This window comes from Nocardioides marinus (assembly GCF_013408145.1).
GTDB lineage: Bacteria > Actinomycetota > Actinomycetes > Propionibacteriales > Nocardioidaceae > Nocardioides > Nocardioides marinus.
The window spans coordinates 2,687,255-2,703,679 of sequence record NZ_JACBZI010000001.1; the positions used below are offsets into that span (position 1 = coordinate 2,687,255).

Genomic DNA, 16,425 nt, shown 5'->3' on the forward strand with positions numbered 1-16,425 from the left:
CACCGACACCTGTCAGGGGGCACGCGCTCAGTCGCAGACCTCGGTCTTGCACTCGGGGGGCAGGACGGGGGCGTGCTCGTCGTGCACGTCTCTCCCGCGCTTGCCCGATCGCGGCACCGCGTCGAAGTGGTGGCTGTCGGCGGTGCCGTAGGTCCAGCGCAGGCCGTGCCTGCGCATGATCGACACGACCCGGTGCTGGCTCGAGCGCCACGCCACCCGCGGGTGGCTGCGGGAGGCCCACCAGGAGTTGGGGACCAGGCCGTGGGAGGAGCGGTAGGGGTTCTCCCAGGTGTTGATGTCCAGCGACCTGCCCCAGGCGTGCGGCGAGCGGACCCCGGTGCGCCCCACGACCTGGCGGCAGTTGAAGGCGCTGGTGTTGCCGGCCGCCATCGAGGCGTAGTCGTCGGCGCCCCTGAGCCGGGCGGACCAGCCGAACCGGTCGGCGCGGACCATCGAGCGGATCGGCAGCCCGGCGTCGTACATGTCGCGCAGCGCCGCCGACATCTGCCCGACGACCGGGGCGGCCACGACCAGCTCGCCGCGGTAGCGGTAGCCGTCGTAGCCCCAGTAGTTGATGCGCAGCAGCCGCAGCTGCGGGCGGCCCACGGGGCAGCCGCGGTGCCAGGTGCGGCCCTGCATCGAGCGCCAGACCCTCCCGGGGACGCGGGTGATGACCGGAGAGGCTCCGTCACCCTCGGCGCGCGAGGCCCGCGGCAGGCTACGGCGCGGATCCGGCCCGCCGAGTCGTACGACGCTGCCCGGCGGCACGTTGTCCACCCGGTGCACGGGGCTCCTCCCCCGCTCCAGCCACGGCTGCCTCGCCGTGCGGAGCCGCCAGCGCGAGTCGTCCCGCGGGGCGATCCGGGTGTGGGCTCGTCCGCGGTCGTCGGTGTCGAGCACCTCGGCGTCGCGCCAGCGCCCCTTGCGCTTGTGCTGCAGGGTGACCTCGCCCGCGAGCGGCTCCCCGGCACCGGTGGTCCATAGCACGGCCACGCGGACACTGGTCTCGTCCACGACCTCGTCGGGGCCCTTCACCCGCAGCCGGGCGTTGCGCCGCCGCAGCGGCAGGGTGACCGGCCCCGTCGCCTGCGGCTCGCGGGTCTCGTCACCGGCCCAGGTCGCGCGCACGACGTTGTCCTCGGGGCGGCGGGTCAGGGTGAGCGGCAGGGAGGCGGTCCCGTCCTCGGCGGTCGTCACGACGGCGGCCTCGGCCCACGTGTCACCGGTGCGCCGCTCGACGCGCAGCGACGCCCCGGCGACCGGCTCACCCGCCTCGTCGGCGAGGGTCACGGTGACCGGGGCCTGTGCCCCGGCGTAGGTGGGCGGCGCGCTCAGCGTGAGGCCGGGCGGGACCTCCCTGCTGGGCGCCCGTTCGGCCAGCGCGGCCGCCGCGGGCACCACCCCGGCCACGAGCGCGAGGAGGGTGCTGACGACGACCAGAGGCTTCCCGAGGACCACCTGCCCACCATGCCCACCGTGGCGCGGTTCACGCCCCACCCGTCACGGTGGCCACACGCCTCAGGGCAGGTCGCTGAAGCGCTCCACGGCCTCGCGCTCGCCGGAGACGATGATGACGTCGCCGGGGACGACCACGGTGTCGGGCGTGGCGTAGGTGAAGGCCCGGGTGCCGCGCTTGATGCCGACGACGGTGATGCCGAAGGCGGAGCGGATCTCGGTCTCGCGCAGCGGCTTGCCCAGGATCTGCTTGGGGGGCTTGGTCTTGACGAAGGCGTAGCCGTCGTCGAGCTCGATGTAGTCCAGCATCCGCCCGCTCACCAGGTGCGCGACCCGCTTGCCCATGTCGTGCTCGGGGCGTACGACGTGGTGCGCACCGACCTGGGTGAGGATCCGCGCGTGCGCCTGGCTGATCGCCTTGGCCCACACCTCGCGGACGCCGAGGTTCACCGCGACCGACGTCGACAGGATGCTCGCCTCGAGGTCCGTGCCGACGCCGACGACGGCCCGCTCGAGCTCGTGCACGCCGAGCTGGCGCATCGCCTCCTCGTTGGTGGAGTCGGCCTCCACGACGTGGGTGAGCCGCCCGGCCAAGGACTGGACGGTGCGGGGGTCGGCGTCGACGCCGAGCACCTCGGTGCCGCCGGCCATCAGCTCCAGCGCCAGGGACTTGCCGAAGCGGCCCAGGCCGATGACGGCGACCGCGCCCTTGGGGCGACTCGTGCTCCTGGGGGTGTTCCTAGCCAATGAGGGGCCTGCCTTCCGGGTGGTGGTAGAGCCGCTGGCGCTCGCGCAGGGCGAGCGCCGAGACCAGTGTGATCGGGCCGAGGCGACCGACGAACATGAGCAGCACGAGCACGAGGTGGCCGGCGGTCCCGACGTCGGCGGTGATGCCGGTGGAGAGCCCGACCGTGGCGAAGGCGGAGACGACCTCGAAGAGCACCAGGTGCGTCGACATGCGGGTGATCTCGACCAGCACGACGGTCGCCGCCATGACCAGCCCGACCGAGAGGAGGGCGACGGTCAGCGCCTGGCGCACGACCCGCTCGCCGATGCGGCGCTCGAAGGCCTGCACGTCGCGCTCGCCGCGGACCTCGGCCCAGATGACGAAGAACAGCAGCACGAACGTCGTGACCTTGATGCCGCCCGCGGTCCCGGCCGAGCCGCCGCCGATGAACATCAGCACCACGGTGACCAGCAGCGAGCCCTCGTACATCGCTCCTGTGTCGACGGAGTTGAAGCCGGCCGTGCGCGGCATCACCGCCTGGAAGAAGCCGGCCAGGAGCCGGCCGGGGGTGTCGAGCTGGCCGAGGGTGGCGGGGTTGCGCCACTCGTTGGCGGTGATGAGGACCGTGCCGAGCACCAGCAGGACGCCGGTGGCCCACAGGGTCATCTTGGTGTGCATCGACCAGGCCCGCGGGGTGCGCAGCCGCTTGCGGAGCTCCAGGATCACCGGGAAGCCGATGCCGCCGACGATCACCGACGCCGCGATCGGCAGGCAGATCCACGGGTCCGTCGCGAACCTGACCAGGCTGTCGGACCACAGGGCGAAGCCGGCGTTGTTGAACGCCGAGACCGAGTGAAAGACACCCAGGTAGGCCGCACGCCCGGGCGAGACGTCGTACGCCGCCCAGAAGCGCAGCCCGAGCACCACCGCCACCGCGGCCTCGATGACCAGGCTGGTGCGCGCGACGCCGAGCACGACACCGCGGACGTCGCCCAGGCCGACCGCCTTGGTCTCCGCCGCGGCGGTGACCCGGGCACGAAGTCCGAGCCTGCGCGAGATGGCCAGGCCCAGCAGGCTGGCCAGGGTCATGGTGCCGAGGCCGCCGACCTGGATGAGCGCCAGGATCACGACCTCGCCGAAGGTCGACCAGTAGGTGCCGGTGTCGACGACGACCAGGCCGGTCACGCAGACCGCGCTGGTGGAGGTGAACAGCGCGGTGACCGGGTCGGTCCAGTCCGTGCCGGTGCGCGCGACCGGGAGCATCAGCAGCAGCGTCCCGACCGCGACGGCGAGACCGAACCCGGCGACGACCACCTGGGCCGGGTGCCGGAAGAGCCGCAGTCGGCGTGTGCGCACGAAGCGACGCTAGGTCACCTTCCGCGTTGTCGGTACGCCGCCCTAGCGTGACGCTCATGACACACGTCGTCCTCTTCCATCACGTCGCCGGCCTGACCCCGGGCGTGACCGCCCTCGCCGACCGCTGGCGCGCCGCCGGCCACGAGGTCACCACCCCCGACCTCTTCGAGGGGCGCACCTTCGGCTCGGTCGAGGAGGGCTTCGCGTTCGTGCAGTCGTCCGGTGGCTTCGACGAGGTCCGGGCGCGGGCGCTGGCAGCGGTCGCCGACCTGCCCGAGCAGGTCGTGTACGCCGGCATCTCGATGGGCGTCGTCGCGGCCCAGCACGTCGCGGCGCAGCGGCCCGGCGCGGTGGCGGGGGTGTTCCTGGAGTCGTTCGTGGCGCCCGAGCACGTCGGCGAGTGGCCGACCGGCGCGCCGGTGCAGATCCACGGCATGGAGCGCGATGCGTTCTTCGGCCTGGAGGACCTCGAGCCCGCGCGCGAGTTCGCCGCGACCCGCGACGACGTGGAGGTCTTCACCTACCCCGGCGACGCCCACCTGTTCGTCGACAGCTCGCTCCCGGCCCACGACCCCGGGGCCGCCGCGCTCGTCGACGAGCGCGTCCTGGCCTTCTTGGCTTCGCTGTAGCCGCTCGACCCTCGGGCGGTCGAGCAGCGACGAGCGCCGCCGTCCCCCGGTCGAGGAGACGCGTCAGCGCCGTCTCGAGGCCAAACCCCCACCCAGGCGGTCGAGCAGCGACGAGCGCCAGCGAGGAGCGGGCGTCGAGACCACCCCTGCTCAGACCGGCGCGCCGAGCAGGCCCAGCACCACGCCGACCACGGCGCACGCTCCCAGCACCCGCAGCACCGTCCACCCGCGTCCGAGCAGCAGCGCCGCCAGCGCGAGCAGGCCGACTGCGACCGGGTCGAGCGAGCCGAGGACCGGCACGTCGACGGCGACCGGCCCGGCCCCGACCTCCCGGGTCCGGTCGAAGAGCGTCGCCAGCGCGAAGAGCACCGCGAGGTTGGCGATGACGCCGACCACGGCGGCGGTGATGCCGCTCAGCGCCGCCGAGAGCCCCGCGTGCCCGCGCAGCCGCTCGAGGTAGGGGGCGCCGAGGAAGATGAAGACGAAGCACGGCACGAACGTCACCCACACCGTGAGCAGCGAGGCGAGCACGCCGGCGACCCAGGGGTCGAGCGTGCCGGGGTCGCGGTAGGCCCCCAGGAACGCCACGAACTGCACCACCATGATCAACGGTCCCGGCGTGGACTCGGCCAGCGCCAGCCCGCGCACCATCTCCCCCGGGGCCAGCCAGCCGTAGACGTCGACGGCCTGCTGCGCCACGAACGCCAGCACCGCGTAGGCCCCGCCGAAGGTCACCAGCGCCGCCCCGGAGAAGAAGACCGCCTGGTCGACGAACACCGTGTCCCGCCCCAGGAGGACCACGAATCCCAGGACCGGCGCCACCCACAGCACCAGCCCCACCGACAGCACCACGAGGCTGTGCCGTCGGGAGGCGGGTGCGGAGTGCAGGGCGTCGTCGGGGATGAGCGGCGCGGGGCCGTCCCCGTCCGGTGCGGTACGCCGGTGCGGCAGCGCCTCGGGGAGCCACCGGCCCAGGAGCCAGCCGACCACCGCCGCGCCGGCCACGACCGCGGGGAACGGGACGTCGAGGGCCACCAGCGACACGAACGCGGCCACGGCCAGCCCCACCAGCGCAGGGTGGCCCAGGGCCCGGCCCGAGAGCCGCCACACGGCCTGCGCGACGACCGCGAGCACGGCGGGCGCCAGCCCCGCGAACAGGGCCTCGACGACGGTGGTGTCGCCTGCTCCGACGTACAGGGCGGAGAGGGTGAGGAGCGCGACGATCCCGGGCAGCACGAACAGCGTGCCGGCGATCAGCCCGCCCTTGATCCCGTTGAGCAGCCAGCCGATGTAGATCGACAGCTGCTGCGCCTCGGGTCCGGGCAGCAGCGTGCAGAACGACAGCGCGTGCAGGAAGCGGCGCTGACCGATCCAGCGACGCTCGTCCACGAGCTCGCGCTGCATCATCGCGATCTGCCCCGCCGGGCCGCCGAAGGTCTGCAGCGAGATGCGGAACCAGGTCCGGGCCGCCTCGCGGAGGGGGACCACGTCGGGGCGGGCACCCGCCTGCTCGGCTGTCACGGGGACAGCATGAGGGGTGCTGGTGAACGGCCAGTACTCAGGTACGCGGGGGGAGGCGCCGACCCCTTCCGCGAGGTGCCTCCCGGCCGCCCGGGTCGGAATCATGCCGTGAACGCACTAGCGCGTGATCTCGATCCACCTGGTGCATCGAGATCACGCGCTAGTCGTGAAGAGTGGTCCTCGGCGGATGGTTGTCGAACTCGTCCCCCTCGCTGGTGCGGGCGCTGGAGGCGTACCGCAGGCTCGGCCAGACCGGTGTTGTTCGACCGGACCGACGTCAGGCAACCAAGCGCGCACGCCGACTGAATGACGCCGAACGAGCCCATATGGTGGCGCGCTACCAGGCCGGCGCCACCGTCTACGAGCTGGCACGGGAGTTCTCAATCGCCCGCGGCACCGCTTCCAAGCACCTGAAAGCTGCTGGAGTCACTTTGCGATGCGGCTCACTCAGCGCAGAAGAGATCGCTCAAGCCATCGAGCTCTACATCGAGGGTCTGTCCCTCGTTACCGTCGGCAAGGAACTCGGTCGCGACCACGCTGCCATCTGGAGAGCGCTCAAAGCCGCCGGCATCGAACGACGCGACACTCACGGCCGGGTGCGTGATTCGTGATCCGGTCGCTCTCCGGCGGCACGCTTCTTCGCAAGATCACGTGCCAACCAGATGTAGGCGCGAGCCAACTTGTGCACGTCGACTTCCGGACGAGCTACAGCCTTGACGGTGAACTTCCTATCTCACCGCAACCTCGGCGACGTAGAGTTCGCCACCGTCGACTCGGTCGACTCGTACAACAATCGGCGCCTGCACTCGACCCTTGGGATGATGACCCCAGTCGAGTTCGAGCATGCCCACTTCGCGATTCTCAACCTAGAGCCGCAACCCGCATAGAAGCGGCGGAAAGCCTGGCGACTTCACGTTGATCAGGCTACTCGGCGCGATCCTCTGCTCGACATGCAGGACGAGCGGATCGCCGACGAACAGCGCTACCTCTCGCCTCGGACCCTAGAGAAGACAGAATTTCCAGCACGCAAGGGCATCCTCACTTCACAACGCGCTCACCCGACCAACGTCGTGGGTGGATCGAGGCTAAAGCCGAATGTCCGGACTCAGGTCAGAGCGTGGGCGTGCACGCTCGCAGCCGTGGGCTCGAGCATCGTCGAGGCCTTCCGGTTGGGGCACGTGGTCGCTCACGATCCTGGAGGGCCTCGACCCCATTCACCACGACCGCGTCATGCCAAGTTGCTCACTGCCCCACCGCAGGTACGAATCGCCACTTTAGCCTTACGCGGGTGAAGCTATGTACTCGGTCACCAGATGGTCGCCTGACTCCGAGTCGAAGAAGGCGATCATCTCGGTGTTGGTACTTGCACCTTTTAGTGTTGACTCAGTACCTGGCGCAGGCGTTGGCACTGGAAAGGTCATAGGGTAATCCGTCATAAGCACAAGCTCGCTGTACTGCTGTTCCCTCAGTGAGGTGTCAACAGATTCAACGATCTGCACAAAGTACACTTCAGGCTCGCGATCGAACGTAGACGGGTCGTACAAGGTGTAGAACGATTTCAAGGCCGCAGCAGAATTGCCCATCTGTCCGTCCGGTGGCCGAGAAATCGCGATTCCATTCTGCCTCAGGAGTTCTTGCACCTCCGCCGGGACCCAGTCTCCGGTTTCGCTAGCACCGAAGCCGTCAGATGCGACTCGTTCAGCATCACCCTCGGTGCCGCACGAACACACCAGGATCAAGGCACAGCTGGCGAGTGCTGCTCGCCATAAATTAGTGGTTGACATCCGTATTCACCTTGAATCCTCGAGTTACGCCATTGGTGTCAAAGTTCCACACGGGATCGCTAGAACCCACTCCAGTCACGCTCATGTTCGACCAAGTCGAGTTTCCCAACCACTGCCGGTTGGCGTGGGATTGCGCTCGCATTACCCCATTCCGTTGGAATATCCATTTCTCTTCAACCAGCCAACTTGGACCCATCCCGGCGAGTTGACGACCGAAATCGAGTAACTGGTGGAGCTAGAGCAGAGGTCCTGAGGATTCCGCCACTCTATTTTTGTTCGAACGGACTTCACGTTGCTATTGCCGTTGCCGCCAGAGACATACCAATGGCCAGTTCCCGGATAGCAGGTCGCGCTTGCTGGATCCGCGAAAGGAAGCGTGCCGAGCCAACCGAGAGCCGCCGCCAAAGTCAACAATTGCAGGCGGGTTACAAGCCTACGCAGGCTGGCTGTTCTGAAGAGCATGGCGACAGTCTTGATGCGAAGACTTGTAAGGCGCAATAGCAACAACCGGCACCATGACGACGCCGACTCGTTCCTGCCGACTGTCCCGAGACCGGCCCGTGGGGGTGAAGTGTTGGGCGGACTGAGACATCGACGAGACGCCGTCCGGGATGCTGATGCACGGGATCATGTCGTCCATTGCGGAGTTCTACTCCCGCAACCTCGCCAACAAGGTCACCAAGGGGCTGGTCCAAAAGGCCAGCCTCGGGGGCACCGTCACCAGAGCACCCTTGGGCTACAAGAACGTCCACGTCACCGACGACCTCGGACGGATCAACCGGACCGTCGAGATCGACACCGAACGCTCAACCCACATCACGTGGGCGTTCTACCGCTACGCCGAAGGCGACTGCTCACTCTCGATCCTGCTCGACCAGCTCACCGACCGCGGGCTCATCACCCGGGCGACACCCAAATGGCCGAGCAAACCGCTGTCGATCACGGCGCTGCACAAGGTGCTGAAGAACCCGTACTACAAGGGCGAGATCCACTACAGAGGCGTCATCTACCCCGGCGCCCACGAGCCGCTCGTCGACCCGCAGACCTGGCAGCAGGTCCAAGACCCAGCAGGTCCAAGACCTGCTGGCCGCCAACAACAACGCTGCGGTCTACCAGCGACGGAACCTGCACTACCTGCGCGGCAGCCTCTACTGCGGCGACTGTGGCTCCCGGCTGATGGTCATCTATGCCAAGAACCGCTGGGGCACCACCTATACCTACCTGACGTGCTCCGGACGCAAGCGCAAGACCACGCCCTGCCAGCGGCAGGCCATGCAGGCCGAGGTCGTCGAGGAGCTTATTGAGGAGGAGTACCGCGCCATCGCCCTCACCCCCGTACTGCGGGAAAGCGTCGAGAGCCTGATTCTCGAAGACTTCGACACCCTCCAAGCCGCCTCCGTAGGCGAGCGGAAGACCCTCGAGCAGCAGCGTATCGAGCTGACCGCCCAGCGACAGAAGCTGCTCGACGCCCACTACGCCGGTGCGATCCCGATCGACCTGCTCACGACCGAACAAGACCGCATCGGCAGCCAGCTCAATCGCATCCAGGACCAGTTCGCCGCGGCGGATGCCAACTTCGAGGAGGCGCGCGTCATGCTGGCTGACACGCTCGACCTGACCCGCGACTGCTACGCCGCCTACCGCGAAGCCGACGGGAACACCCGGCGCCTGTTCAACCAGGCGTTCTTCACCAAGATCTACATCGACGAAGACGACGAGACGCGGGAGCGGAGCGTCCGGGTCGACTACAACCAGCCGTTCGACGACCTGCTCTCACGCCTCGTACCAGCCCATGTCCACCGGCAACTGGAGGTCGAAAAGCAAACCTCCCGCCCGGAACCCCGGACGGGAGGAGATGCGTTCACTACTGGTGTTGCTCAGGGGCAGGGTTGCCCTCCGAGCACTTTGGTGGAGCTGCGGGGAATCGAACCCCGGTCCTCGAGCGTCGAACGAAGTCTTCTCCGGGTGCAGTTCGTGAGATCGCTTTTCTCGGCCCCGGGGCTGGCACGAACACCTCCCCGACGGGCTCAGTCAGGTTTGAGTCCCGGTCAGCCACCCTGACAGCAGCTGACGAGCAAGTCTCCTAGATGACGTCAGGATCCGGGACGGAGACGGATGCCCGGTCTGACGCTTCGATCACCGCTCAGGCGGCGAGAGCGAAGGAACTGCGCTTAGCGTTGGCAGTTATTGGTTCCCAGCGATCGTTTACGAGATGACGCTGGCTCCTCGACCCGCTTCTCTTCGGACTAACGTCCCAAGTCGAAACCGATCAGCCCCTCTTGAGTTGTGCTGTCCATCCTAACGGCCCGGGTCCAGCGGGTATTCCGCCCCGGCCCCCACCAGCGCCTCGGCGTTGTGCCAGCAGACCGCCCGCAGCCAGTCGTCGCCCAGTCCGAGCCGCTCCAGGGACTCCAGCTGGTGCACGTAGGGGTACGGGATCGTCGGGAAGTCGGTGCCCAGCAGCAGCCGGTCGCGCTGCCGGTCCAGCCGGTCCAGCAGCCCGTCGGCGTACGCCGGTGGGCCGCCGGGCGCGTCGCCGAGCTCGAAGTCGGTGAACACCATCGTCGTGTCCAGCCGCACCCGCTCGTAGCGGTCGGCCAGGTCGAGGAACTCGGTGAAGTCCGGCGCGCCCATGTGTGCCACGACCATCGTCAGCCCCGGGTGCCGCTCGAGCACCCGCGCCGACGACGCGTGCCCGGTGTAGTCGTTGCCGACCGGCGCATGCCCCGCGTGCACGACCACGGGGGTGCCGGCCTCGGCGAGCAGCGCCCACGCCGCGTCCAGCGCCGGGTCGTCGAGGTGGAACTCCCCCACCTGCACGTGCACCTTCCAGATCTCCACCCCGGCGGCGATGCCCTCGGCGACGTACGCCGCCACGTCGTCCTCCGGGTAGAGCGTCGCCGACCACAGCGACTCGGGGACGTCCCGCTTGAAGCCCGCCGCCCACTCGTTGAGGTAGCGCGCGATGCCCGGCCGGTGGGCGTAGGGCAGCGTCGAGAACCGGCGTACCCCGAGCGCGCGCAGCTGGGCCACCCGCTCCTCGACGCTGCCGCGGTAGCGGATCGGCCACTCGCGACCGAGCTTCGGGCCGGCCTGGTCGAACTGCTCCCAGACCTTCGCCTGCACCGGCGGCGGCAGGAAGTGGGTGTGCACGTCGAGCAGCCCGGGCAGGCCCAGGCGCTGCCAGAACGCGGTGGTGCGCTCGACCTCCTGCTCCCAGGTGAGGTCCGGCTCAGCCACGCTCAGTCACGCATGCCCTTCAGCCGGCGCCCGACCTCGACCTCCACCTCGCGCTTGGCGGTGCGCTCGGCGATCGACTGCCGCTTGTCCCACGACTTCTTGCCTCGTGCCAGGGCGATCTCGACCTTGGCGCGGCCGTCCTTGAAGTACAGCGACAGCGGGACCACCGTGAGGCCCTTCTCGTTGACCCGGCGCTCGATCTTGTCGATCTCCTCGCGGTGCAGCAGCAACTTGCGCTTGCGGCGCGCGGAGTGGTTCGTCCAGGTGCCCTGGGAGTACTCCGGGATGTGCACGCCGTGCAGCCAGGCCTCCCCGCGGTCGAGGTCGACGAAGCCGTCGACGAGGCTGGCGCGGCCCATCCGCAGGGACTTCACCTCGGTCCCCTGCAGGACCAGGCCGGCCTCGTAGGTGTCCTCGATGGCGTAGTCGTGTCGCGCCTTCTTGTTCTGCGCGATCATCTTCTGCCCCTGCTCCCTGGCCATCCCGCCATTCTCGCAAAGGTGCTCAAGGGGTTTGGGGTGGGCAGGGGTCTCGACGCCCGCTCGCTGGCGCTCGCTGCTCGACCAACCACACGCCGAGGACGGGACAGCTACAGCCAGTTCATCGGGTCCACGGCCTTGCCTGCCACCAGGACGGTGAAGTGCAGGTGGCAGCCGGTGGACCAGCCGGTCGAGCCGACCGTGCCGACGACGGCGCCGCGGGCGACCCGGTCGCCGACGTCGTACCGGTAGCCGTAGGCGTGGTTGTAGACGACCGTCAGCGACTTGCCGTTGACGCGCCCCAGCGAGAGGTAGAGCCGGTTGCCGTAGACCTCGGAGTAGTACTTCGCGATCACGGTGCCGGTGCCCGAGGCCTTGAGGGGCTCGCGGCAGGCGACACCGAAGTCGGTGCCGTCGTGCATGCCCCAGTACTTGTAGATCGGGTGGGTCCGGTAGCCGAAGGAGGAGGTGACCGGGCCGGAGACCGGGCGCTGCAGGAAGCCGGAGGGCTGCGCGCTGATCGAGCTGCCCCGCGACGCACGGGCGGCGGCCAGGATGCGCTGCTTGATCCGCGCCTCCTGCTTCTTGAGCCGGTTCAGCGCCTTGCGGTCCTTCAGCTTCGCCGCGAACGCCGCGCGGCGGGCATCGGCGCGGGTGGCGGCCAGATCCCGCACGTCGTCGCGCCGGGAGACGGCCTGCGCGGTGAGCCGACGGATCTTCTCCAGGTGCTGGGCGGCCTTGCGCCGGTCGGCGGCGACCTCCTGCTTGGCCGTCTGCACCTCGGTCTCACGGGTCTGCAGCACCAGCTCGGCGGCCTCGAGGTCGTCGTACATGCCGGTCTCGCGGCTCATGATCGCGCCGGTGGCCGTCTGCTGACGGGTGAGGTCCTCGGTGGAGCGGGTGCGCAGCAGGCTGGTGATCGTGGCGAGCTCGGGGCTGCCCTGCATGTAGGAGTCCGCGACCCGGTCGCGCACGACCCGGCGCTGCTCGGCCAGGGCCTCCCGGCCGGCCGCGAGGTCGATGCGGGCCTGCTCGAGCCGGTCCTCGGCCTGCTGCAGCTTCTCGGCCATCCGCTCGTCGCGGGTGCGGGCGGACTCCAGCCGGACGCGGACCCGGCTGAGCCGGCCCTTCGCGCGGTCGAGGTCCGCGCGCGCGGCCTCCGCCTTGGCCAGCGCCTTGCGGGCGGCCGCGCTGGAGTGCTCCAGGTCCTCCGCCGCGCCGTGGATCTTCTTCTGGACCTTCTTCTGCTGGTCCTTCAGGTCGTCAGCGGCGAGCGAGAACGGGGAGGTGGGAACGGACATGGCGCCCAGCGCCAGGGCACCGGCCGCTGCGGCCGCTGCCAGGCGCTGACGGGAGGCGCTGGGGAAGAAGCGCACCGTGGTCTGCCTTCGAGCTTCGGGGAAGAGGTGGGACTGCCCCTCGACGGTACGGCCCTCAGCTCAGACTTTGACGTATTTGCGGGTCAGCAGGAGTGTCGGGACCAGCGTGATGACCGGGCCGGCGATCCCGACCACGCTGACCGCGTAGGCCAGGTCGGCCCAGTCGACGAGCGGGAACACGGTGAACCCGGAGTAGCGCTCGACCACCACGAAGTGCTGGAAGGCCACCAGGGAGCCGGCCGCGAGCGCGACACCGATGACCGCGGTGACCAGCGCCTCGAGGAGGAACGGCAGCGCGATGTAGAGCGTCGAGGCGCCCACCAGCCGCATGATGCCGATCTCCTTGCGTCGCGCGAAGGCCGCGAGCCGGATGGTGTTGGCCACCAGCAGCAGCGCCGCCAGCCCCAGCACCCCGGCGACGATGAGGGCGGCGCGCTGCAGCCAGTCCACGATGCCGGTGATCTGCCCGACGGTCTCGCGCTGGTCGACCAGGCGGGCGACGCCGTCGAGGCCCACCACCGCGCTGGTGATGCCCTCGAACTCGCGCGGGTCCTTCAGCGTGATCCAGATCGACTCCGGCAGGTCCTCCGGACGCAGGATCGCGTTGGGCCCCTCGAAGCGGTCGGCCTCCTCGGGGCCGTAGAGCTCCTTGGTCTTCTCGAAGGCGGTCTCCTGGGACTCGAAGCGGTAGCCCGCGACCTCGGGGCTGGCCTCGACGACCTTCACGATCGCCTTCTTCTGCGCGTCGGTGACCTCACCGAGGCAGTCGGGGTTGTTGTCGTTCTTGCGGCACAGGTAGGCCGTGATCTCCAGCTCGCTGCCGAGCTGGTCGTTGATGTGGTCGGTCTGCTTGTTCAGCAGCGCACCGAAGCCGACGAGGCTCAGCGACACGAACAGCGTCAGCACCACCGCGAGGTGCATCGAGGTGTTGCGACGCAGCCCCTGGCCGAGGTTGGAGAGGACGTAGCGCATGGAGGGCGGGAGCTCCTGGGTCTGGGCGGGTGCTGGTGGTCCGGGTGGGGGTCTCTCGACCGTGGGTCAGTGCGAGAAGCCGTAGACGCCGCGGGCCTCGTCGCGCACGACGCGGCCGTGGTCGAGCTCGATGACGCGCTTGCGCATCTGGTCGACGATGCCGTGGTCGTGGGTGGCCATCACGACGGTCGTGCCGGTCCGGTTGATGCGGTCCAGCAGCTTCATGATCCCCACCGACGTGGCGGGGTCGAGGTTGCCGGTGGGCTCGTCGGCGATGAGGATCATCGGCCGTCCGACGTACGCCCGGGCGATCGCGACGCGCTGCTGCTCGCCACCGGAGAGCTCGTCGGGCAGCCGGTCGGCGCGGTCCTCGAGCCCGACCAGCTCCAGCGTCTCGGGCACCAGCCGCTTGATCTCGCGCGGGGACTTGCCGGTGACCTGGAGCGCGAAGGCGACGTTCTCGGCGACCGTCTTGGACTGCAGCAGCCGGAAGTCCTGGAAGACCGTGCCGATCTGGCGGCGCAGCCGGGGGACCTTCCAGCCGGCGAGCCGGTTGATCTCCTTGCCGGCCACGTAGACGCGCCCGGAGGTCGCGCGGTACTCCCGCAGGACCAGCCGCAGCGCCGTGGACTTCCCGGAGCCGGACGCGCCGACGAGGAAGACGAACTCGCCCTTCTCGACGTCGACCGACACCTCGTCCAGCGCCGGGGCCCCGGCGCCGGGGTAGGTCTTGGTGACCTTCTCGAAGCGAATCACCCGAGCGAGACTACGGGCTCGCCCCAGCCGGACCCGGCTCCCCGGCCGCGTCTGCTCGGTCACGTCGCGTCCCGGGCCGTCCCAGGACCGCTCCCGGGCCACCTGAGCGCTTCTGGTCCACAGTTCGTCCACACCCGGGGAACGTTTGGGTCAGGGCTGTTCCACTGCTTCCCCACATCGTCCTTCACTGCAGGGGTGCACCTCCGGAACCTCGTCCCCGTCGGGGCCCTGCTGAGCCTGGCCCTGGCGCCGCTCGCGGCCGCCTCGACGACGTCGTCGGCTCCGGAAACGACCCGCACCACGACGTACGACGCCCGCGGCTGGACCCTCGAGAAGCCGGTCGACGCGGTGCTGATCGACCCGGCCGGCCTCGTACCCCGCCCGGTCGGGGGGCGTGCGGCGCTGCGGGCCGTGGGTGACCGCCTGGAGGCCGTCGCCCGGCTCAACGGCCGCACCCCGCAGGAGCTGCGGCGGCTGCTGCTGGAGGACGACACGCTCGTGCTGACGCCCTCGGGGCGGATCGCCTACGAGGACCGGCTCGGCGACCCGCACGGCCACCTGACCGGTGCGGAGCACACGACCGGCGAGGACGAGGCCGGGACGGACCCGCCGCCCACCAGCGACGAGGCGGTCTTCCCCACCTCGCAGACCTTCCAGCTGCACAGCCGCCCCGGCGCCGAGCGCACGATCTTCCTGGACTTCGACGGGACCACCTCGATCGGGAGCCGGTGGCACACCGACGCGACCGCCGTCGCCCCCTTCTCCCTCGACGACGACCCGGCCTTCAGCGCTCGCGAGCACGCGGTGGCCCAGCAGGTCTGGTTGCGGGTCGCGGAGGACTTCGCCCCGTTCGACGTCGACGTCACCACCGAGGACCCGGGCCGTGCCGCGCTCGCCCGCAACGGCGCGAACGACCGGGTGTTCGGCACCCGCGCCCAGATCACCAGCGACGTACCGGTCCAGGGCGACCTGTGCAGCAGCCGCTACTGCACCGGCGTGGCGTTCGTCGGGGTCTTCGACGAGCCCCGGGACCACGAGGAGCTGCAGCCGGCGTGGGTGTTCACCGCCTACTACAACGACTCCTCCACCATCGCCGGGACGGTCAGCCACGAGGTCGGCCACACCCTGGGCCTCGACCACGACGACAAGGCCGACGACGACGTCGCGGGCTACTACCCCGGGCACGCGAACTGGACCCCCATCATGGGCTCCGGCCCGGGCCCCGTCAGCCAGTGGAGCAACGGCGCCTTCGAGGGCTCGCGGAACACCCAGGACGACCTCGCCCTGATGGTCGACAGCGACTCCGGCACCCCTGAGGGCGGCCTGTCGCTGGTGCCCGACGAGGCCGGCGGCACGATCGCCTCGGCCGCCCCCTTCGTGCCGATCTCGGGTGGCCTCATCACCCACCGCGAGGACGTGGACGTGTACGCCCTGGGCTCGTGCTCCGGCACGGTCACCGTGAGCGCGGCGCCCGCCCGTGTGAGCCCGAACCTCGACGTCGAGCTCCAGCTCCGCGACGCCTCCGGGGCCGTGCTGGGCCGCGACGACCCGCCCTCGACGACGGGCGACGGTGTGACGGCCGGCGGGATGGGTGCCACGGTGCGCGTCGAGGCCGAGGGCGAGCTCTACGCCCGCGTCGACGGCGTCGGCACGGGCGACCCCACCACGGCGTACGACGACTACGGCAGCCTGGGTCGCTACACCCTGTCCGCCAGCGGCTGCGACGGGGGCGCGGGCACCTCCACCACCGTCCCCGACAGCCCCACGGTGAAGAAGGCCAGGCCCGGACGACGGGGTGGACAGCGCACGGCCCGGGTCGTGTGGCGGGCACCCGCGACCGACGGCGGCGCCCCCGTGACCGGCTACGTCGTCCTCGCCCGCAAGATGCGCGGCGCCGAGCCGCTCGCGCGGTCCAAGGGCTCCAGGGTGCTGCGCCCGGGCCCGACCCGCACGGTGCTGCGGCTGCCCCGGGGCCGGTGGGCCTTCCAGGTCGTGGCCGTCAACGAGCACGGTCGCAGCGAGCCGTCGACGCTCTCCCGGACGATCAGGCCCAGGTGAAGACCTCGTGAAGCGGGCCCGTCGCGCCGACGGCCTCGATAGCCTGGGGGCCGCGCGCCCCGGCTCCCA

12 protein-coding genes, 1 other RNA gene and 2 pseudogenes are annotated in these 16,425 nt (G+C 70.0%); 5 read left to right on the forward strand and 10 right to left on the reverse strand.

The annotated features are described in order from the left end of the window. Positions 1-27: 27 nt before the first annotated feature. Genes BKA05_RS20345 through BKA05_RS12770 form a run of 3 tightly spaced genes read right to left on the reverse strand, consistent with a single transcriptional unit; the run spans position 28 to position 3,538 of the window. A complete protein-coding gene (locus BKA05_RS20345; RefSeq protein ID WP_179531762.1) occupies positions 28-1,458 on the reverse strand; it encodes a M15 family metallopeptidase in 1,431 nt (476 codons plus the stop codon). A 60-nt stretch (positions 1,459-1,518) separates the two neighbouring features. Further along, positions 1,519-2,202 (reverse strand): potassium channel family protein, encoded by a 684-nt coding sequence (locus BKA05_RS12765; protein ID WP_246289799.1) that lies wholly within the window; start codon positions 2,200-2,202, stop codon positions 1,519-1,521. Further along, on the reverse strand, positions 2,195-3,538 hold the full coding sequence (locus BKA05_RS12770) for a TrkH family potassium uptake protein (RefSeq protein ID WP_343045661.1): 1,344 nt from the start codon (positions 3,536-3,538) through the stop codon (positions 2,195-2,197). Before BKA05_RS12770 ends, BKA05_RS12765 begins: the two co-directional genes overlap by 8 nt. 56 nt (positions 3,539-3,594) lie before the next feature. Here BKA05_RS12770 and BKA05_RS12775 point away from each other — a divergent pair, with 56 nt between their 5' ends. Further along, positions 3,595-4,167 carry a dienelactone hydrolase family protein gene (locus tag BKA05_RS12775; RefSeq protein WP_179531763.1) on the forward strand — a complete coding sequence of 191 codons (573 nt, stop codon included), beginning with the start codon at positions 3,595-3,597 and terminating at the stop codon, positions 4,165-4,167. Between the two features lie 150 nt (positions 4,168-4,317). On the opposite strand, the gene chrA is transcribed toward BKA05_RS12775, so the two are convergent. Beyond that, positions 4,318-5,688, reverse strand: coding sequence for a chromate efflux transporter (gene chrA, locus BKA05_RS12780; RefSeq protein ID WP_343045662.1), 1,371 nt, complete (start codon positions 5,686-5,688; stop codon positions 4,318-4,320). Positions 5,689-5,861: 173 nt separating this feature from the next. On the opposite strand from chrA, the gene BKA05_RS12785 reads away from it, so the two are divergent. From BKA05_RS12785 to BKA05_RS20495, 3 genes and pseudogenes are all read left to right on the forward strand, one after another. After that, a complete protein-coding gene (locus BKA05_RS12785; protein ID WP_179531765.1) occupies positions 5,862-6,299 on the forward strand; it encodes a hypothetical protein in 438 nt (145 codons plus the stop codon). Between the two features lie 1,802 nt (positions 6,300-8,101). After that, a pseudogene (locus tag BKA05_RS20490) lies at positions 8,102-8,524 on the forward strand (recombinase family protein); the annotation flags it as partial. Between the two features lie 124 nt (positions 8,525-8,648). Then, a pseudogene (locus BKA05_RS20495) lies at positions 8,649-8,729 on the forward strand (hypothetical protein); the annotation flags it as partial. Positions 8,730-9,378: 649 nt separating this feature from the next. Here the strand turns inward: BKA05_RS20495 and ssrA are convergent. The 6 genes from ssrA to ftsE all read right to left on the reverse strand — a co-directional run bounded on the left by ssrA (position 9,379) and on the right by ftsE (position 14,298). Beyond that, positions 9,379-9,749: a transfer-messenger RNA gene (gene ssrA, locus BKA05_RS12795) on the reverse strand. Positions 9,750-9,770: 21 nt separating this feature from the next. Continuing rightward, positions 9,771-10,712 carry an amidohydrolase family protein gene (locus BKA05_RS12800; protein WP_179531767.1) on the reverse strand — a complete coding sequence of 314 codons (942 nt, stop codon included), beginning with the start codon at positions 10,710-10,712 and terminating at the stop codon, positions 9,771-9,773. 2 nt (positions 10,713-10,714) lie between these two features. Then, positions 10,715-11,194 (reverse strand): SsrA-binding protein SmpB, encoded by a 480-nt coding sequence (gene smpB / locus BKA05_RS12805; RefSeq protein ID WP_179531768.1) that lies wholly within the window; start codon positions 11,192-11,194, stop codon positions 10,715-10,717. 107 nt (positions 11,195-11,301) lie between these two features. Then, positions 11,302-12,567 carry a peptidoglycan DD-metalloendopeptidase family protein gene (locus BKA05_RS20350; RefSeq protein WP_179531769.1) on the reverse strand — a complete coding sequence of 422 codons (1,266 nt, stop codon included), beginning with the start codon at positions 12,565-12,567 and terminating at the stop codon, positions 11,302-11,304. A gap of 63 nt (positions 12,568-12,630) precedes the next feature. Beyond that, positions 12,631-13,542 carry a permease-like cell division protein FtsX gene (gene ftsX / locus BKA05_RS12815; protein ID WP_179531770.1) on the reverse strand — a complete coding sequence of 304 codons (912 nt, stop codon included), beginning with the start codon at positions 13,540-13,542 and terminating at the stop codon, positions 12,631-12,633. 66 nt (positions 13,543-13,608) lie between these two features. Beyond that, positions 13,609-14,298 (reverse strand): cell division ATP-binding protein FtsE, encoded by a 690-nt coding sequence (ftsE, locus tag BKA05_RS12820; protein WP_179531771.1) that lies wholly within the window; start codon positions 14,296-14,298, stop codon positions 13,609-13,611. Positions 14,299-14,493: 195 nt separating this feature from the next. On the opposite strand from ftsE, the gene BKA05_RS12825 reads away from it, so the two are divergent. After that, positions 14,494-16,356, forward strand: coding sequence for a fibronectin type III domain-containing protein (locus tag BKA05_RS12825; RefSeq protein ID WP_179531772.1), 1,863 nt, complete (start codon positions 14,494-14,496; stop codon positions 16,354-16,356). Positions 16,357-16,425 lie beyond the last annotated feature (69 nt).